The 17,546-nt window shown below is 75.0% G+C and carries 15 protein-coding genes and 1 pseudogene; 7 read left to right on the top strand and 9 right to left on the bottom strand.

The genetic code is table 11. From position 1 onward, the window contains the following. The first annotated feature begins 231 nt into the window (after nt 1–231). Complete coding sequence (locus AC0666_RS24035) at nt 232–2,715, top strand: hypothetical protein (protein WP_478708265.1); 2,484 nt, start codon at nt 232–234, stop codon at nt 2,713–2,715. Here AC0666_RS24035 and AC0666_RS24030 read toward each other — a convergent pair. The 5 genes from AC0666_RS24030 to AC0666_RS24010 all read right to left on the bottom strand — a co-directional run bounded on the left by AC0666_RS24030 (nt 2,666) and on the right by AC0666_RS24010 (nt 8,897). Beyond that, nucleotides 2,666–5,113, bottom strand: a complete 2,448-nt coding sequence (locus tag AC0666_RS24030; RefSeq protein WP_478708264.1) for a right-handed parallel beta-helix repeat-containing protein — start codon at nt 5,111–5,113, stop codon at nt 2,666–2,668. The two genes, AC0666_RS24035 and AC0666_RS24030, sit on opposite strands and share 50 nt — an antisense overlap. A 139-nt stretch (nt 5,114–5,252) precedes the next feature. Further along, nucleotides 5,253–5,852 carry an Rv1733c family protein gene (locus tag AC0666_RS24025; protein ID WP_478708263.1) on the bottom strand — a complete coding sequence of 200 codons (600 nt, stop codon included), beginning with the start codon at nt 5,850–5,852 and terminating at the stop codon, nt 5,253–5,255. Between the two features lie 246 nt (nt 5,853–6,098). Then, nucleotides 6,099–6,923, bottom strand: coding sequence for an MOSC domain-containing protein (locus AC0666_RS24020; protein WP_468964500.1), 825 nt, complete (start codon nt 6,921–6,923; stop codon nt 6,099–6,101). Between the two features lie 54 nt (nt 6,924–6,977). Further along, entirely contained in the window at nt 6,978–7,481 is a 504-nt protein-coding gene (locus AC0666_RS24015; RefSeq protein WP_468964502.1) for a DUF6643 family protein, read from the bottom strand. 195 nt (nt 7,482–7,676) lie between these two features. Then, on the bottom strand, nt 7,677–8,897 hold the full coding sequence (locus AC0666_RS24010; RefSeq protein ID WP_468964503.1) for a glycosyltransferase: 1,221 nt from the start codon (nt 8,895–8,897) through the stop codon (nt 7,677–7,679). A gap of 151 nt (nt 8,898–9,048) precedes the next feature. Here AC0666_RS24010 and AC0666_RS24005 point away from each other — a divergent pair, with 151 nt between their 5' ends. Next, nucleotides 9,049–9,864 (top strand): glutamate racemase, encoded by an 816-nt coding sequence (locus AC0666_RS24005; protein ID WP_468964505.1) that lies wholly within the window; start codon nt 9,049–9,051, stop codon nt 9,862–9,864. On the opposite strand, the gene AC0666_RS24000 is transcribed toward AC0666_RS24005, so the two are convergent. Continuing rightward, nucleotides 9,840–10,772, bottom strand: a complete 933-nt coding sequence (locus AC0666_RS24000) for an ADP-ribosylglycohydrolase family protein (protein ID WP_468964507.1) — start codon at nt 10,770–10,772, stop codon at nt 9,840–9,842. The genes AC0666_RS24005 and AC0666_RS24000 overlap by 25 nt on opposite strands. After that, a complete protein-coding gene (locus AC0666_RS23995; protein WP_468964509.1) occupies nt 10,769–11,368 on the bottom strand; it encodes a TetR/AcrR family transcriptional regulator in 600 nt (199 codons plus the stop codon). Before AC0666_RS23995 ends, AC0666_RS24000 begins: the two co-directional genes overlap by 4 nt. An 88-nt stretch (nt 11,369–11,456) precedes the next feature. Between AC0666_RS23995 and AC0666_RS23990 the strand changes: the two are divergent. Next, nucleotides 11,457–11,591 (top strand): annotated as a pseudogene (locus tag AC0666_RS23990) (FAD-dependent monooxygenase); the annotation flags it as partial. Nucleotides 11,592–11,659: 68 nt separating this feature from the next. Here the strand turns inward: AC0666_RS23990 and AC0666_RS23985 are convergent. Then, nucleotides 11,660–12,133: a VOC family protein gene (locus AC0666_RS23985; RefSeq protein ID WP_468964511.1), complete on the bottom strand. Its 474-nt coding sequence runs from the start codon at nt 12,131–12,133 to the stop codon at nt 11,660–11,662. A gap of 105 nt (nt 12,134–12,238) precedes the next feature. Here AC0666_RS23985 and AC0666_RS23980 point away from each other — a divergent pair, with 105 nt between their 5' ends. Genes AC0666_RS23980 through AC0666_RS23970 form a run of 3 tightly spaced genes read left to right on the top strand, consistent with a single transcriptional unit; the run spans nt 12,239 to nt 15,007 of the window. Continuing rightward, a complete protein-coding gene (locus AC0666_RS23980) occupies nt 12,239–12,754 on the top strand; it encodes a hypothetical protein (RefSeq protein ID WP_468579736.1) in 516 nt (171 codons plus the stop codon). 58 nt (nt 12,755–12,812) lie between these two features. After that, complete coding sequence (gene lnt / locus AC0666_RS23975) at nt 12,813–14,441, top strand: apolipoprotein N-acyltransferase (RefSeq protein WP_468964513.1); 1,629 nt, start codon at nt 12,813–12,815, stop codon at nt 14,439–14,441. A gap of 35 nt (nt 14,442–14,476) precedes the next feature. After that, the gene (locus AC0666_RS23970; RefSeq protein WP_361713231.1) at nt 14,477–15,007 is read left to right on the top strand and encodes an NUDIX hydrolase; all 531 of its coding nucleotides are present in this window, start codon (nt 14,477–14,479) and stop codon (nt 15,005–15,007) included. Nucleotides 15,008–15,104: 97 nt separating this feature from the next. On the opposite strand, the gene AC0666_RS23965 is transcribed toward AC0666_RS23970, so the two are convergent. Continuing rightward, complete coding sequence (locus AC0666_RS23965) at nt 15,105–15,875, bottom strand: trypsin-like serine peptidase (RefSeq protein ID WP_468964515.1); 771 nt, start codon at nt 15,873–15,875, stop codon at nt 15,105–15,107. A gap of 322 nt (nt 15,876–16,197) precedes the next feature. Between AC0666_RS23965 and AC0666_RS23960 the strand changes: the two genes are divergently transcribed. Continuing rightward, nucleotides 16,198–17,487, top strand: a complete 1,290-nt coding sequence (locus AC0666_RS23960; protein WP_361713227.1) for an ATP-binding protein — start codon at nt 16,198–16,200, stop codon at nt 17,485–17,487. Nucleotides 17,488–17,546 lie beyond the last annotated feature (59 nt).

Genomic DNA, 17,546 nt, shown 5'->3' with positions numbered 1-17,546 from the left:
GTCGGTCCCTCCTGCGGTGTTGCGGGGTGCGGAACGCGCGTACGGAACGCCTGTGCGCCCCGTACGGGCGTGCGGGCGTGCGGGCGTGCGGGCGTGCGGGCGCACCATACCCGGCGTGTCGTCAGATGTCTGCGGCCCGGCCCCTCTTACGGGGGACACCCCCTAGGCACGCGCCCGCCTGCGCGGGATGCTGGACCTGCGCTGATCCCGCCACCGCGAGCGGAGGCCGCCGTGCCGGACATTCCCCCAGCCCCACGCCCCCTGGCCCTCGAACTCCGCGTCCACGGAGTCCACGGCTCGTCCCCCGACGAGCTGCTCGGCGATCCGCGCACCGTGCGGGTCACCGGCGACTCCACCGCCGCCGTCTTCCGCCGCGCCGAGGACGCCGATGCCGAGGCCCACCCCGAGAGGTACACCGGCCGGCCCGTGATCGAGGCCTACTGCTGGTCGCGGCTCACCTCCGGCAACGGAGCCCGAGCCCTGTGGCTGCTGCTCCTGCCCTTCATGGTGGTCAACCTCGCCCACTGGGCCCGGCCCGCCCCGCCCGCCGGGGACGCCCCGCCGCGTGCAGTGCGGGCGTACGGGGTCCTCGTCCGCATCCTCGCGCTGAGCCTCACCGTGCTGCTCATCGCCGCTGCCTGCGAGGTCGCGCTCGACCTCTTCGCCTGGCAGTGCGCGGGCTCCGCGCAGTGCACCGGCCGTCGCTCCTGGCTCGGCTTCCTGGAACCCGGCGGGTGGTGGGGGCAGCCCGGGCGGCGGCTCGCGCTCGGTGCGCTGGTGCCCGCCGCGCTGACCTGGCTGCTGTGGTTCCTTTCGAACCGCACGTGGAGCGCGTACGAGTCCCAGTCGCCCCCGGCGGAAGCCACCGCCGAAGCCCCCGCCGGCAGCACGGCCGAGGCGGCTGCCGGTTCCCCGGCCGAAGCCCCCGCCGCCTGCACGGGCGTCGCTGCCGCGGGTGCAGCCCCGGCTCCCGCCGCTCAGGTTCCCGCCGCCCCCGGTCCGCCGCCCCCGGCCCCCGCCGCCCCCGGTCCGCCGCCCGCGCTCGGCCGCTCCGGATTCTGGTACGGGCGGCGGCTCGTGGCCCGGCTGCGCGCCGCGCACACCGCCGCCGGGCTGCTGACCGTCGCGGTCGCCGTCGCCGTACCCACCGCCCGGTACGACCGCCGCGCCGGCACCCCCGCCCTCGAAGCCGTCGGCTGGGTGCTTGAACTGCTCCTCGCCGCCGGAGCGCTCGCGGTCGCCTGGGTGGTCTGCCGGCGAGGCCGTACCGAGGCACGCGCCGACCACCGCCTCGACCGCGCCGCCGTCACCGCCCTGCCCGGCGCGGCACTTGCCCTCCTGGCCGCCGTCCTCCTCCACGCCGGCTGGTCGCGCCCCGGGTGGAGCTCCGCCGGGCGGCTCCCCGGCGACCTCGCCTTCGGCGTGCTCATGCTCGGCCAGGGCTGCTGCGTGCTCGTCCTCGCCGTCGTCGCCGCCCGCCTGTACCGGCTCGCGCCCGACCCCTCGGCCGCCCTCCACGGGCTGGGCGGGCCCGCCGTCGCCGTCCTCGGCTGCGCCCTCGGCGGGGTGTTGTCCGGGGGCGTCGCCCAGCGCGTCGCCGACTGGCTCGACGGTGGCGCCACGCCCGGCCTCGCCGGGTCCCCGCTGGCCGGCCCGCCCGTACTGCTCTCCTGGCAGGCCGCCGTCCTGCCGCCGCTACTGCTCGTACTGGCCCTGCTCGCCGCCTGGTTCGCGGCGCGCGCGGCCCGCGTCCGGCGGCGGCTCGCCGCCACCGTGGCCGCCGAGTACCCGGGGGAGCAGCCCGACGCCGACCGCAGCCGCCGGATCGCCGGGGTCCGTGCCGCCGCCGCGCTCACCGACGAGGCGCCCTGGCTCGTGGCGGCCGTCGCCGGTACGACCCTGCTCCTCGGCGCGGGCGCCCTCGCCGGAGCCTGGCTCAGCGGGCAGGTCCCGGGCGAGGCGGCCCGCGGAGCGCACCCCCTGTTGGCCACCGCGGCCCGCGCCGCCCAGGACGCCGGTTCCTGGCTGGTGGGGCTCGGCTTCGTCCTCTTCGTCACCTGGGGCCGGCGCGCCTACCGCGACCCGGCCGCCCGCCGCACCATCGGCGTGCTGTGGGACGTGGGCACCTTCTGGCCCCGCGCCGCCCACCCCTTCGCACCGCCCTGCTACGCCGAGCGGGCCGTGCCCGACCTCACCTGGCGGATGGCCGGCTGGACCGGCCGCACCGGCGGCCGCCTGGTGATCTCCGGCCACTCCCAGGGCAGCGTCCTCGCGGCCGCCGCCGTGTGGCAGCTGCCTCCGCACGTCCGCCGCCGGGTCGGCCTCCTCACGTACGGATCGCCGCTCGCCCGGCTCTACGGGCGCTGGTTCCCGGCCTACTTCGGGCCCGGGCCGCTCACCGCCCTGCACGGGGAGGTCGACTGCTGGCGCAACCTGTGGCGGGCCACCGACCCCATCGGAGGCCCGGTACTCACCGCCGCCGAGTCCGTGGACCGGGGGCCGCTCGCCGACCCCGTCGCCTATGGGCGCAGCGCCCGCCACCCCCTGCCCGCTCCGATCCTCGGCCACTTCGACTACCAGGCCGACCCTGCCTTCACCGTCGAACGCGACGCCCTGCTCGCCCGTTTGGGCAAGCCCCCGCGGACCGCCGTACCGGGCCCCCGGATCAGCAAGGAGCCGGCAGTACCGGCAGATCCTCCGGAAACAGCAGAGTGAGCTCGTCCGTCCCCGGATCCGCCAGCTGTGCCACCCGGCCCGCGTGCCGCTCGACCATCGACTCGAAGGTCTGGCGCGCCGTGCGGCCGTTGCCGAAGGCCGGACCCTTGGGCAGCTCCGTGAAATACGTCAGCAGTGCCCCGGCCGTGCCCTCGCCGAGCCGGTACTCGTGCTCCTCCGCCTGCTGCTCCACGATCCGCAGCAGCTCCTGCGGCCCGTAGTCGCCGAAGGTGATGGTCCGCGAGAAGCGGGAGGCAACGCCTGGATTGACCGTCAGGAAGCGCTCCATCTCCGCCGTGTACCCGGCGACGATCACCACCACCGCGTCCCGGTGGTCCTCCATCAGCTTCACCAGGGTGTCGATCGCCTCGCGCCCGAAGTCCCGGCCCGAGTCCTCCGGCGCCAGCGCGTACGCCTCGTCGATGAACAGCACCCCGCCGCGCGCCCGCTCGAAGGCCTCCTGGGTCCGGATCGCCGTCGAGCCGATGTGCTCCCCGACCAGGTCCACCCGGGACACCTCGACCAGATGCCCGCGCTCCAGAACTCCCAGGGAGGCGAGGATCTCCCCGTAGAGCCGGGCCACCGTGGTCTTGCCGGTGCCCGGAGAGCCCGTGAACACCAGGTGCCGGCGCACCGAGGCCGCCTTGAGGCCGGCCTGCTGCCGCCGCCGCCCCACCTCGATCATGTCCGTGAGCGCGCGCACCTCGCGTTTGACGCTCTCCAGGCCCACGAGTGCATCGAGCTGGCCCAGCACCTCTCCGGAGGCCCGCGCCGCCGAGCCCCGCCCCGCCTCCTCCGCGGGGCGCGCCGCAGGCACCTGCGCCGGATGCACCGCCTGCGGTACGGCGCCTTGCGCGGCGGTGACCGTACGCACGCCCGCCCGCTCCCCGGCCGCGGCACCGCCCGCTCCCGCGTGGCCGGCCTGCCGGGAACCGGAGGCGTCGCTGGTGCAGTCCTCGGCGACCGGGCCGTCCTCCGCGAACTCGTACCCCCCGCGGGCGCAGCGCTCCGTGTGACAGCGGGTCAGCATGGTGCGGCAGCCGTCGAGGACGTGGAAGCCGAAGCCGGAGCTGTCGGTCACCCGGCAGGAGCGGAAGCTCCCGCGGCCGCCGGCCGACACGTAGAACCCGGCCTCGGCGGGGGAGCTGACGGTGCACCGCTCCAGCGTGGGATCGGCGCCCTTGGTGACGATCACCCCGGTCTGCACGCCGTCGATGGTGCAGTTGGCCAAGGTGCCGCCGCTGCCGTGGTCGCGGAACCACGCACCCGTCGCCGCCTCCCGGATCCGGCAGTCGTCCAGCTGTGCGGTCGCCCCGTCGCTCACCGACACGGCCGTGTTGCGCACCTGCGACAGATCGCTGTCGACCACGTCCGCGCGCGAACCGCGGTCCAGTACGAAGACGGCGTCCGGCACGTCGTGGACCCGGCAGGACTCCAGGGACACGGACGCCCCGTCACTGATCCACACCGCCGGATAGTCGCCCGTACTGTCATGGATCTCGCAGGACTCCGCATCGACCCGGGTACCCGGATCCCACACCGACAGACCGTTGCGGCCGAAGCGCCGGACCGTGGTGCGGCTGAGGGTGAGCACCGAACGCGAGCGGAGATCCACCGCGTTCTCCGGGATGTCGTGGATGTCGCAGCCGGACAGGGACAGCACCGCGTCCGTGTCGAGGGTGACCCCGTCGGCCGAGGTGCGGTGCACCGCACAGTCGGTGAGGCGGGCCGCCGCGCGGGCGGCGATCTGCACACCGGCACCCTGGACCTCGTACACCTCGCAGCCCAGGGCCTCCAGGCCCGAACCCTCGCCGGTGACGGCGATGCCCGCGCCGGAGGCGTGGTGGATACGGCACCGCTCCAGCCGCGGATGGCCGCCGCCGCGCACGACGACGCCGCTCTGCCCGGCGGCCACCACCTCGCACTCCTCGAACACCCCGCCGCCCCCGTCCACCACGGCGATCCCGACGCCCGCCGGGTTCTCGACGGTGCACCGCCGCACCAGCGGCCGGGCCCCGCCGCGCACCTCGATACCGGCCGCCGACCGGGTGCTCACCCGCACCTCGACGAGCTCCGGGGACCCCTCCTCGACGAGCACTGCGGGAGCCGCCCGGTCCTGCCCCTCCACATGGAGGTCCTGGATCACTGCCGACGCGCGCACGGTCAGCGCCACCCCGTCGGGCGGGGCGATCCGCACCGAACCCGCCGCGCCCTCGGGCCCGCGCAGGGTGACGGCATGGTGCAGCACCAGGTTCTCCCGGTAGGTGCCGGGAGCGATGGACAGCACGTCCCCGTCGCCCGCGACGGCGAGCGCGGCGGCCAACGTCGGATATTCACCGGAGCGGCGCCGCCACCGCGAAGACCCGCTGTGCGTCACCTGGACCGTGCCCTGTGCCATCGTGCTGCCGCGCCCCCGCCCTCGTCCTCGCACTGTCGAACCGACCGAAACCACCGAACCCGCCGAGCCGCTCACAGCGGATGAACGGGCTGCTCCGGCCGGTCCACCGTAGCGCGCGCGGAGCGTCCCGGCCGCCAGGTCAGCTGCCCGCGCCCGCCCGGCCCCAGTCCGGTCCCACCGCGGCCCAGGCGCGGTCCAGGTGCAGGTACCTCCGATGCACCAGCCGCCGTACGACCAGCCGGCGGACCGTCTCCGCCAGCGCCGCCACACCGACGCCCGCGGCCAGCCCCACGACCGCCGCATTGCTGCTGGCGGACGTCGGGTCGAGCGGACGCCCCACCAGCCGGCCCTGCGTATCGGTCCATATCCGGAACCGGTCCCCGGCCTGCGGCGGCTCCTCCGCGGCCGGCACCGTGCCCTCGTGACTGCTGCCGTCCGGAGCCGTCCACGCCGCCACGATCTGCGTGCGCTGCGGGGTCTGCCGCTGCGCCGACGGGTCGGCGCCCGCTTGCGCGATCGGATCCTGGGCGGGCCGGAGCACCACCGCCGGAACCAGATACCGCTCCTGCCGCTGCTCGCGCGCCGCCCGCTGCAGCGTCCCGTCCACCTCCAGGCCCGCGATCCAGCCGACGACCGGGGCCACCACCAGGACGCACACCAGCGCGGTGAGCGCCACCCATGCCTCGAAGAGATCGGTCGGGCGGCGCAGCGGATTGCGCCGCCAACGCCACACACCCATTGCTGTCCACACGGTCCGGCTCCCCCTACTTGTGCCAGCCTCCGCCTGCCTGCCGTCCAAGACTCCCGCAGACCCCGGCTGCGCGCATTCCGGGACGTACGGGATCACGCCACCCGATCCGGTGCCCGGTCCCGGCACCTTCTCGTCGTACGTGTCGTCTGATCCAACGGCCAGGCAGCACCGCCCGGTTCCAGAGTTTCCCCAGAGCCCCTCGAAGGTGTCATTCCGCGGGGCCTCCGCGTCGGCTCACTCCAGGACGCGGACCTCGTCGCCGACCCGCACCGTGCCCAGCCGGACCGGCACCAGCTGCCGGCCGAAGGCCAGCGACCGGCCGATCCTCCGGTGCCTGGCCAGCGTCTTGAGGGGCTCCTTGCCCCGCTCGGCCGTCCGCTGGTCCGTCGTCGTCACGATGCACCGCCCGCACTCGCGCACCCCGCGGAAGACGGCGTCGCCGATCGCGATGCGCCGCCAGCCGTCCTCCGCCCACGACTGCGCCCCGGCGACCACCACATTGGGACGGAACCGGTTCATCGGCAGCGGACCCTCCTCGGGATGGTCCCCCTGCGCGATCAGGGAGTTGAGCGCGTCCAGCGACGCGAGCGTGGTGAGGAGCACGGGATAGGCGTCGGCGAGGCTCACCGTCTCGCCCGGCCGTGCGTAATCCGGGTCCACGGGCCGCCGAGCGGCGGGGTCGTCCATGTGCACGAGGCGCACCCCGGTCCCGAGGTACGCGCTGAACCAGTCGGCCGCGGCTCCCGCCGCGACCACGGCCTCGATCTTCTTGCCGAACAGCACGACCGGCTCCAGCGGCCCCGGATCGGGAACCTCCACCACCAGATCGGCCATACCGGGCGCCCTCAGCGCCACCCCGCCGCCCCCCAGCGGCCGGGCCTGCGCCAGAGCCAGACGCGGCTGCTGGCGCTGGGTGAGGACCGTGCCCTCGGCATCCACCAGGGCCCACCGCCGGTCACCGGACAGGCCCCAGGGCTCCACGGCCACCTCGTCGGGAGCTGTCCCCGCTACCGACTTGACGGGATGTACGTGGAGTGCCTGGACATACAAGTTCGCCATGGGAGCATCCTGCCAGGCGCTCCCACCGCTGCCCCAGCGGGCGTCAGCGCCCGCTCAGTAGCCCCGCCCCTGGTACGGGCGGCCGTACGGATCCTCGTACGAGGCGGCCGGCACCGGAGCCGGAACCTGCATCGGACGCGGCGCCGCCGGGCGCATGGCCTCGTAGCCGGTGGCCGTGGCGACCGGGCGGGGCTGCTGCGGCTGGAGCTGCGGTGCATAGCCCGCCCGGGCCCCGACCGGCTGCTGCTGCGGGATGAACGGCGCGGGCGCGTTCTGCAGCGGCATCGGCTGCGCCGCCTGCTGCTGGTACGGGGGGTACCCGTACGCGGGCTGCTGTTGCGGCGAGGCCGGGGGCAGCGCAGGCAAAGCGGAAGGCAGGGCCGGGAGGTACCCACCGCTCTGATAACCGGCGCTCGGGGAGTCGTACGCGGCCGGGACGCGGATCGGGGCGATCTGCGGAGTGCCGCGTTCGGCGACGAGGGAGTCGTAGATGGGGGTGTCCGGGAAGGAGGGCGCGGAGTAGTAACCGCCGCCATAAGTGGAGCGGGGGGAGGTCATGGGACCTAAGTTAAGCCCACGACTTCACCGGGTCCATAGCGAGGTGTGACGAACACCCCGCTGACCTGCATATTCGCAGGTCAGCGCCACAGCTTTCACTTCACGTCCACGTGCACGATTCGCCACTTCCACCCCGGCTTGTTCCTACTCGTACTCAACGGTTGGCTGTTGCACCGACTTGGTGTTGACGCGCCGTCACAGCCCGGTGACCTCGGATGACGTTGGCCCGGGCGGCAGTTTGCCGTTTCGGGCGTCGCTCGGGCGGGCATAGGTGCGGCCCTTCCACGCCGCCCCCCGGCCCCGGTAGTGCTGCACGGCCGAGTCGACGGTCATCAGCAGGTACAGCAGCGCCGTGAGCGGAAGCAGCGGCGCGAGCAGCGCCGACTGCCGGTAGTACCGCAGCATCGGCAGGTACGTGCCCGCCATCAGCAGCCACGCGAGGGCGCCGGCCCAGGCGGTGCCCGGGCGGCCGGCGGCCAGCCCCGCGAACAGGGCGACGGGGGGGACGAGATAGACGAGCACGAGCCCGGTGACCGTCCCGGCCAGCAGCAGCGGCTGGTGGCGCAGTTGCGCGTAGGCGCTGCGCGAGACCATCCGCCACAGGTCGGCGAGCGCGGGATAGGGGCGCACGCTGTCCACCCGCTCCGCCAGTCCCAGCCAGATCCGGCCGCCGGAACGCTGCACGGCGCGGGCCAGGGAGACGTCGTCGATGACGGCCTGCCGGATCGAGTCGGGCACGCCCGCCCGCACGGCGGCCCCGGTCCGCAGCAGGACGCAACCGCCGGCCGCGGCGGCGGTCCGGCCGGCGGGGCGGTTGACCCGGCGGAAGGGGTAGAGCTGGGCGAAGAAGTAGACGAAGGCCGGTACGACGAGCCGTTCCCAGAAGGAGACGACACGGAGCCGGGCCATCTGCGATACGAGGTCCAGCCCGGCGGAGGTCGCGGCGCAGACCAGCTCGCGCAGGCTGTCGGGCTCGTGGGCGATGTCCGCGTCGGTCAGGAGCAGGTAGTCGGGCTCGGTCGGGTGGCAGGTGCGGGCGACCGCGATGCCGTGGCGCAGCGCCCAGAGCTTGCCGGTCCAGCCCGGGTCGGGATCGCCGGGCGAGACGACGGACAGGGGCAGCCCCGGGTACTCCCGGGCGAGCCGCAGCGCGAGGGCGGCGGTGCCGTCGGTGCTCCCGTCGTCGACCAGGATGACCTCGGCTTCGCCCGGATAGTCCTGGGTCAGGAGCGAGGGCAGGCTGCACGGCAGCACCCCGGCCTCGTCCCTGGCCGGGACCACGATGGCGACGGACGGCCAGCGGGCGGGCGCGCTGCGCGGGGGCAGTCGCACATCGGTCCGCCAGAACATCCCCTGGGCGAGCGTGAGCCAGAGCCACACGGCGAGGGAGAGGCAGGCGGCGCTGAGAAGGCCCATGCGGGCAGTGTGCCGAACCCTGCGGGGCCTGTCGCGGATTTCGGCGGGGTGGCGGGGGAGTGCGCCGCCCTCCTGCGCCCGCACGCCCCCCGGGCGGCCCGCCGGGCCCGCCGGGAGCCGCCGTCCGAGGGGCGTCGACTAAAGTGGCCGGGTGAAGATCGCGCTCATGGACTCGGGAATCGGCCTCCTCGCGGCTGCCGCCGCGATGCGGCGGCTGCGGCCGGACGCGGACCTCGTCCTGTCCTCCGACCCCGACGGAATGCCCTGGGGCCCCCGGACCCCCGCCGACCTCACCGAGCGGGCCCTCGGTGTCGCGCGGGCCGCCGCAGGGCAGCGCCCGGACGCGCTGATCGTGGCCTGCAACACCGCCTCCGTGCACGCCCTGCCCACCCTCCGGGCGGCGCTGGAACCGGTGATCCCCGTCATCGGGACCGTGCCGGCGATCAAGCCCGCCGCTGCCGCCGGGGGGCGCGTGGCGATCTGGGCCACGCCCGCCACCACCGGCAGCCCCTACCAGCGCGGGCTGATCCGGGACTTCGCCGCCGGTGTCCCCGTCACCGAGGTGCCGTGCCCGGGACTCGCCGACGCCGTCGAGGCCGCCGACGAGACGGCCGTCGCCGCGGCGGTCGCGGCCGCCGCCGCGCTGACCCCCGCCGACGTCACCGACGTGGTGCTCGGCTGCACGCACTACGAGCTGGTCGAGGAGCCCATCCGGGCCGCCCTCGCCGAGCGGATCGGGGGAGGGGCGTTCACCTTCCACGGCTCCGCCGAACCCGTCGCCCTCCAGGCGCTGCGCCGCATCGGCGCCGCGCCCGAGCCGGACCTGCCCGCGACCGGCACGCTGACCGTGCTGCTCAGCGGCCGGGAAGGGGCGCTCCTGCCCGCCGCGTTCGGGTACGCCGAAGGGCGGCTGCTGGCGGGCGCGGGACTGCCCGCCGAGGACTACCTCCCGTCAGCGAGCCGCTGAGCGAGCTCCCGCAGCCCCTCCGCGTCGAGGACCCGCCCGCCGAACCCCGGCAGCGGCACGTGCAGCGGCGCCGTCCACTCCGCCGGGATCGCCGCCTGGCCGTAGCGGGCGCCGGCCAGGGTGCCGGTGACCGCCGCCACCGTGTCGGTGTCCCCGCCCAGGTCCACGGCGGCCCGTACGGCCTCGGCGAACCCGGTGGTCGTCCGCAGCGCCCAGACCGCCGAGCCCAGGCAGGGCCACACCGCCCCGTTGAACTCGGTGGCCCGGCCGGGGTCCCAGTCGGGGGCGAGGACGCGGGCGTACCGCTCGCGGTGGCCCGGATGCACCGCCCCGAGGGCCTCGGGCAGGGCGCTGAGCGGGTCGGCACCGTCCCACGCCACCCGTACGAGCTCGTGCAGGATCGCGGTTCCCTCCCAGGCGGCCGGGTCGCCGTGGGTCAGCGCCGCGATCCGCCGGGCGGCGTCCATCGTCGCCTCCCGTCCGGCCGGGGCGAAGTACACCGCCGAGGTCGAGGCCCGCATCAGGGAACCGTTGCCCGCCGCCCGCGCGTTGAGCTGGAAGTGCAGGGCCGCGGCCAGGTCCCAGGGCTGTCCGTTCGTCAGGACGTCCTCGGTCTGGAGCCCGATGTCCTTGGGTCCGGCCGCCGCCCAGCGCCGGAAGCGGTCGAAGATGTCGGGCAGGACGTCGAGGAGTTCGAGGCCGTCGTGTTCCAGCAGGGCCTCGCCGACCAGGACCGCCATCTGTGTGTCATCGGTGGCCTCGCCCGGATCCCAGCCCCCGCCCCCGAGCATTTCCCGGCCGCGCGCGCTCAACTCCCCGGCGGGGCCGAACTCGTAGGGCGCGCCGAGCGCGTCACCGGCGGCCGAGCCCAGGACGGCGCCCACGGCGCGGTCGAGTCGGGTGGTCACCGTTCCTCCTCGGGTGGTTCGGCGCATACGACGGCCAGGACCTCACGGGTGAAGGCGTCCAGGTCGTCGAGGCCGGCGGCGGCCAGGGTCTCCGGGGCGCCGGTCAGCAGGTGCGGGATGGCGCCGTGCAGCGCGAGCGTCAGGGCGCGGGCCTGCGCCGGGCCGCCGGCCTGCCCGGCGGCGCGCAACAGGCGCCCGTACGCGGCGAAGTCGGCCGCACCGATGGGGTCGAGGAGCGCCGCGAGCCAGGGCCGCCGCGCCGCCTCGGCCTGCAGTTCCAGGTAGGCGAGGACGCGCGGCCGGCCCGGCCCGGCCACCTCGCGCAGCAGCCCCGCCAGCAGGGCCGCGAGCCCGTCCCGGTCGCCGGGTCCGGGACCTGCTCCGGCCAGGGAGGCGGCCAGCGCCCGGTACTGCTCCAGACAGCGCTCGGCCACGGCCCGCAGCAGGGCGTCGCGGCTGGGGAAGTAGTTCTTGGTGGTGCCCGGCGGTACCGCGGCCGCCGCGTCGACGGCCCGGTGGGTCAGCCCCCGCCCTCCGGCCTCCGCCAGCACGGAGATCGCCGCATCGCGCAGCCGGTCCCTGCGGTCCTGATTCACCGTGACAGCTTAACCACGTGGTACCACGGACGTTGTACCACGGTTGTGGTGGTTGTCTGGGTGTGAACGGTCATGCCCTCCGCCCTCCGCCCTGCGGGCCTACGACCGGGAACGCCGCCGCAGCGCGCAGCGCGTCGCCTTCGGGTCCCGGACCCTGCACCGGTTCATGACCGTCCGACACCCGGCCCTGCGCAACGCGCTGCTCGGACTGCTGCCGGGATGAACCGGCCCCCGCTCCCGGCCCCCGCCCCCGGCCGCCTGTCCCTGCTCCCCCTGCGCCGCGCCGTACGCCTATCCGGCCGCGCTCTCCTTGAGCCGGCGCTCCAGTTCCTCCCCGGAGAAGTCCTCCAAGTGGGTCAGGAAGACCCACAGGTGCCCGAACGGGTCCCGGAGGATGGCCGTCCGGTCGCCGTGGAACTGGTCGGCCGGGGCCTGCACCACCTCCGCGCCCTCGGCCGCGGCCGTCCGGGCCAGAGCGTCCACGTCGGGCACGAACACGTGCAGGGCGGCCGAGGTCCCGCCCAGGGCCGTCGGGGCGGTGAAGGGCCCCTCGGAGACGTCGCCGAGCATCAGCACAGCCGCGCCGATCCGTATCTCGGCGTGCATCACCCCGCCCTGCGGGTGGTCGAGCCGGAACTCCTCCACGGCCCCGAAGGCCCGCCCGTAGAAGGAGAGGGCGGCGGCCGCGTCGGCCACCATGATGTGCGGCACCACCGCGGTGCGGTAGCGCTCCGGAACCGTCTTCACTGCCTCGTCGAAAGTCATGTCCGTGACCGTAGGACCTCAAGTTCGCTTGAGGTCAAGGACGGGTAGGGGCCGAGTGGACGAGAGGTGGTGGCACGCATGCGGTACGTGAGTACGCTGCTGCACATGACGGTTCACCCCCCGGGTCCGTTGTGGACGGGCAGAGCCACCAACCGCGCGCAATGGCTGCTCGCGGCGGCCGGTGCGGCCTGCCTCGCGCTCGGCATCGAGCTCGCCGTCCACGGCTCCTGGACCGCCGGTATCGCCCCGCTCCTCATGTCCGTGATCGGCTGCCTCGCCGCCGGACTGCTGATCCTCTACGGCACCCTCGCCTTCGTGCACGTCGCCGTCACCGTCGACTCCGAGACCGTGGTGGTCCGCTGCGGCCACGTGGGGCTGCCCCGGCGGACGATCCGGCTCGCGGACGTCGCCTCCGCCCGGTTCGTCCCCCGGATCACCCCCCAGCAGTGGGGCGGCTGGGGCTACCGCTGGCGGCCCGAAAAGGGCACCGCGGTCATCGTCCGGCGCGGTGAGGGGCTGGAGCTCCGGCTCGGGGACGGCAATGCGTTCACGGTCACCGTCGACGACGCCGAGAACGCCGTCCGCGTCATCCACACCCACCTGCGTGCCCTCGCCCGCTGACCCCGGCCCCGGGTCTCGCATGTGGGGGCGCCCGGAGGGGGGACGTACACTCCGCCAGATGAGCAGCAGTGTCATCCGAGAGCCCGACGCCACCGCATCGCACGCTCCGCCGGAAGCCGCCCCGCACGCCCCGCACGCCCCGGCCGACGGCGGCGGGAAGCGTCTGCGCGGGCCCGCCGCCCGGCTCGTGCGCCCCGTGCTGGCCGTCGGCTCCGGTGTGCTGCTCTACGTCGGCTTCCCGCCCCGCACTCTGTGGTGGCTGGCCCCCCTCGCCCTCGCCGTGCTCGGCGGGGTCCTCCACGGCCGCCGGGCCCGCGCCGGCTTCGGCCTCGGCCTGCTGCACGGCCTCGGCTTCCTGCTGCCGCTGCTCGTCTGGACCGGGGAGGGCGTCGGTCCCGTGCCGTGGCTGGCCCTCGCCACCGTCGAAGCCCTCCTCGTCGGGCTGACCACCCTCGGCATCGCCCTCGTCTCCCGGCTGCCCCTGTGGCCGGTGTGGGGCGCCGCCGTCTGGATCGCCGGCGAGGCGCTGCGCGCCCGCGCGCCCTTCGGCGGCTTCCCGTGGGGCAAGCTCGCCTTCGGGCAGGCCGACGGCTTCTTCCTGCCGCTGGCCGCCCTCGGCGGGACACCGCTGCTCTCCTTCGCCGTCGCCTTGTGCGGTTTCGGGCTGTACGAGGCCCTGCGCACCGCCCTGGGCCAGCCGCGCCGGGCCGCCGCGGCTCTCGCCGCCCTCACCGTCGCCGCACCGATCGGCGCGGCCCTCGCCGCCCGGCCGCTGGTCTCCGACGCCGCCGAAGACGGCACCGCGGTCGCCGCCGTGGTGCAGGGCAACGTGCCGCGGGCCGGCTTCGACTTCAACGCCCAGCGCCGCGCAGTCCTCGACAACCACGCCAACCGCACGCTCCAGCTCGCCGAGGACGTCCGGGCCGGCCGGGTGCCCAAGCCGGACTTCGTCGTCTGGCCGGAGAACTCCTCCGACATCGACCCGTACAACGAGCCCGACGCCTACGGCGTCATCGACCACGCGGTCAAGGCCGTCGGCGTCCCCGTGGCGATCGGCTCCGTGCTGGTCCCCGAGACCGGCCCGCTGCGCAACACCATGATCCTCTGGGACCCGGCCAAGGGCCCCACCACCACGTACGACAAGCGCAAGATCCAGCCCTTCGGCGAGCGCATCCCCATGCGCTCGTTCGTCCGGATCTTCAGCTCCGACGTGGACCGGGTACGCCGCGACTTCGGCCCCGGCAAGGACCCGGGCGTCTTCGACATGGCGGGCAGCGGGGTCGGCATGGTCACCTGCTTCGAGGCCGCCTTCGACGACGCCGTCCGTTCCACCGTCCAGGACGGTGCCCAGGTGATCGCCGTACCGAGCAACAACGCCACCTTCGGCCGGACCGAGATGACCTACCAGCAGCTCGCCATGGACCGGGTCCGCGCCGTCGAGCACAGCCGCACCGTCCTCGTCCCCGTCACCAGCGGGGTCAGCGCGGTCATCCGCCCCGACGGCAGGGTCGTCGCGCAGACCGAGATGTTCACCGCGGACGCGCTGGTCGCCGAGATCCCCCTGCGCTCCACGCAGACCCCTGCGACCCGTTTCGGGGCGCTGCCGGAGTACGGGCTGCTCGCGCTCGCCGCCGCCGGGCTCGGCTGGGTGCTCGTGCGCCGGATGCGCGCCCGCCGGGCCGCCTGACGAAAGGCGCACGCCACGCCTCGTAGGGTCGGAGGATGACCACGCCTGAGTTCATCCGCGCGATCCGCGCCACGGCCGGGAACCAGCTGCTCCTGCTGCCCGGCGTCACCGCCATCGTCCTCGACGACCGTGGGCGGGTACTGCTCGGCCGCCGCTCCGACACCGGGCGGTGGTCCGTGGTCGGCGGGATCGCCGAGCCGGGGGAGCAGCCCGCCGACACCGCGGTGCGCGAGGTGTACGAGGAGACGGCGGTGCGCTGTGTCCCGGAGCGGGTGGTGCTGGTGCAGATGCTCGCGCCGATCACCTACCCGAACGGGGACGTCTGCCAGTTCCAGGACATCACCTTCCGCTGCCGGGCGATCGGCGGGGAGGCCCGGGCCAACGACCACGAGTCGCTGGAGGTGGCCTGGTTCGAGGTGGACGCGCTGCCCCCGCTGGAGCCGTTCGCCCTCGACCGGGTCCATCGGGCCCTGCGGGACGAGCCGACGTGGTTCGAGGCCCCGGCTGTGATCCCGGGCGGCGACGCGGCCGAAGCGCCGTGCCCGGTCCCGGGCCAGGGCCGGTAGCAGGCCGGAGCCCGGGACCCGGGCGGCGACGCGGCCGAAGCGCCGTGCCCGGTCCCGGGCCAGGGCCGGTAGCAGGCCGGAGCCCGGGCGCGGCGGCTCAGCCGGCCTCCGCCGCCTCGCGGTAGAGCTCCACCGCCTGGTCGTCCATCACCGCGCTGTACGAGACCTCGGGGACGCTGCCGCCGTCCTCGTAACCGCCGAGCACGCCCGCCAGGGCGCCGTCCACCAGCCACGGGCTGCCGCTCGTGCCGCTGCTGAGGTCGGGGCAGTCGATCCGGCGCTGGGCGGCGGAGAACAGCGTGGTGGTGTTGGCGCAGCGCAGCGGTGCCTCCAGGCTGCTCGGGTAGCCGAGGACGGTGACCGTCGCGTCGGCCGGCTGGGCGGCCGCCACCGGGAATCCGCCGACCGCCTCCTCGACGTAGCCAGGCTGCCCGTCGCCGACCGGGGCCACCGTCGCGAAGGCGATGTCGGCGTCCGGGTCCCGGCCGTCCGTCCAGCCCGGGGCCACGTACACGCTGGTGAGCCGCCACAGGCCGTACGGGGCCCTGCCGTCGCGGTAGCCGGGGGCGAACACCGTGTTCTGCGGGTCGCCCACGCAGTGCGCGGCGGTGGCGATCACATCGCGGCCGTCGCTGCGGACCACCGCGGCCGTGCAGAAGTGGCCGCCGTCCAGGCCGCCGGTGAAGAGGGCGCCGACCCGGTTCGCCACTGCGCCGGGCTGGGCCCGCGCGGTGACGCCCAGGGGCGGTACCGCCTCGGCGGCGGGCACGTCCACGCTCACCAGCGTGGCCATGGCGGCCACCGCCAGCAGGATCCGGGACGTGCGCCGGGCGCGGATGCGGTGCGCCGGGCGGGGTCGGGGAGGCATGGGCGGGATCATGCACCGAGCCTGCCCGCCGAAACTGTGTCCGGAGCCAGAAATTCCGTGTGAATCCGCTGTGAATCGTGGACCTGCTGTGAACCCTTCGCGGGGGCGGCCCCACCCAGCCCTCCCACCGGCCCTCCCCACCCTTGGCGGCGACCCGGAAAGTGGCCGGCGGACGACGGGCGAGGGGCGGCTCGGGCGAAGGCCGCCGGTCTATGGACGACACGGTGGGTTCCCGGCCGGCTGTTGTGCACCGCGGAGCGTGATCGCCGGGCCCCGCCGCCCCTAGCCTCGCCGCAGGAGCACGAACGAGGGGCGGTACCCGGTGAACTGGCTCATCCACGACTACCGCGAGAGCGATCTCGCCGCTGTCGTCCACCTGATCGACACCACGGCCGAACTCGGCCAGGAGTCGGTCTTCTCACTCGCCGAGTGCATCAGTGCTCTCACCGACCGGCAGCCGTGCGTGGTCGCCGTCCACCAGGGCGTCCCCATCGGCGCGGCCCTCGCCTGCGTCACCGGCGAACGGGCCTGGGTGATGCGCATCGCCATCGCCGCGGGCTGGCGCGGCCGGGGACTGGCCAGCGCGCTCCTCGTCGAACTGGAGCGGCGGCTCATCGCCGCCCGCGTCGGCCGGATCGCGTACGTGCTTCCCGAGGAGGACCTGCTCGGCGAGGGCCTGCTCAACGCCGGCTACACCCGCCAGCCCGCCGTCGCCTACTTCGAGAAGACCGAACCGCTGCACGGACCGGCGGCCGGACTCCTCGACGACCTCGGCGGCCGCTTCCTGCCCAACGACCTGTGGGCCAAGGTCGCCGGCATGGAGAAGGAGAAGGACCTCATAGAGCGGCGCGTCGTGCTGCCGCTCGCCGAGCCCGAGCGGGCCGCCTCCCACGGGGTGCGGCCGCCGCGCGCCATCACCCTCTTCGGGCCGCCCGGCACCGGCAAGACCACCTTCGCCCGCGCCATCGCCTCCCGGCTCGGCTGGCCGTTCGTGGAACTGCTGCCGTCCCGCCTCGCCGACGAGGGCAACCTCGCCGCCGCGCTGCGCGACGCGTTCGCCCGGATCGCCGAACTGGAGCGGGTGCTGGTCTTCATCGACGAGGTCGAGGAGATCGCGCCGGTGCGCACCGAGCCCGCCCAGCCCGGCGGGATCCACGGCGTGACCAATGAGCTGCTCAAGCTGATCCCCGGCTTCCGGGAGGGCGACGAACGGCTGCTGGTGTGCGCCACCAACTCCATCCGCTCCCTGGACCCGGCCTTCCTGCGGCCGGGGCGCTTCGACTACCTGATCCCGATCGGCACTCCGGACGCCGGGGCGCGTGCCGCGATCTGGTCCCGCTACACGGCGGGGCGCGCGGACGTCGACGTGGCGGCCCTGGTGGCGGCGAGCGAGCTGTTCACCCCGGCCGACATCGAGCACGCGGCGCGGATCGCGGCGCAGGTGTCCTTCGAACGGGACCTGGAGGCGGTGGGCGCGCGGGGCGTCGCAGCGGCCCAGCCGGGAGCCTCCACGGAGGACTACCTGGCGGCGACCGCACAGTGCAGGCCGACGGTGACTCCTGCGATGACGGGCCAGTTCGAGGCGGACATCACCGCCCACGCCCGCTTCTGACCGACCTGCCACGGACAGGTCGCCGCGGTGGCCCGCAGCCCCTCCCCGAAGCGGCTGCG

Source organism: Streptomyces sp. NPDC043680 (assembly GCF_056436685.1).
Note: the sequence above shows the minus strand (reverse complement) of the source record. Positions and strands in the feature narration are given on the sequence as shown.

Bases quoted from the DNA above. Each gene is read 5' to 3' on its own strand.
- AC0666_RS24030 (WP_478708264.1), bottom strand. From the start codon at position 5,113: ATGGCACAGGGCACGGTCCAGGTGACGCACAGCGGGTCTTCGCGGTGG.
- AC0666_RS24025 (WP_478708263.1), bottom strand. From the start codon at position 5,852: ATGGGTGTGTGGCGTTGGCGGCGCAATCCGCTGCGCCGCCCGACCGAT.
- AC0666_RS24020 (WP_468964500.1), bottom strand. From the start codon at position 6,923: ATGGCGAACTTGTATGTCCAGGCACTCCACGTACATCCCGTCAAGTCG.
- AC0666_RS24015 (WP_468964502.1), bottom strand. From the start codon at position 7,481: ATGACCTCCCCCCGCTCCACTTATGGCGGCGGTTACTACTCCGCGCCC.
- AC0666_RS24010 (WP_468964503.1), bottom strand. From the start codon at position 8,897: ATGGGCCTTCTCAGCGCCGCCTGCCTCTCCCTCGCCGTGTGGCTCTGG.
- AC0666_RS23985 (WP_468964511.1), bottom strand. From the start codon at position 12,133: ATGACTTTCGACGAGGCAGTGAAGACGGTTCCGGAGCGCTACCGCACC.
- AC0666_RS23980 (WP_468579736.1), top strand. From the start codon at position 12,239: ATGACGGTTCACCCCCCGGGTCCGTTGTGGACGGGCAGAGCCACCAAC.
- lnt (WP_468964513.1), top strand. From the start codon at position 12,813: ATGAGCAGCAGTGTCATCCGAGAGCCCGACGCCACCGCATCGCACGCT.
- AC0666_RS23970 (WP_361713231.1), top strand. From the start codon at position 14,477: ATGACCACGCCTGAGTTCATCCGCGCGATCCGCGCCACGGCCGGGAAC.
- AC0666_RS23965 (WP_468964515.1), bottom strand. From the start codon at position 15,875: ATGCCTCCCCGACCCCGCCCGGCGCACCGCATCCGCGCCCGGCGCACG.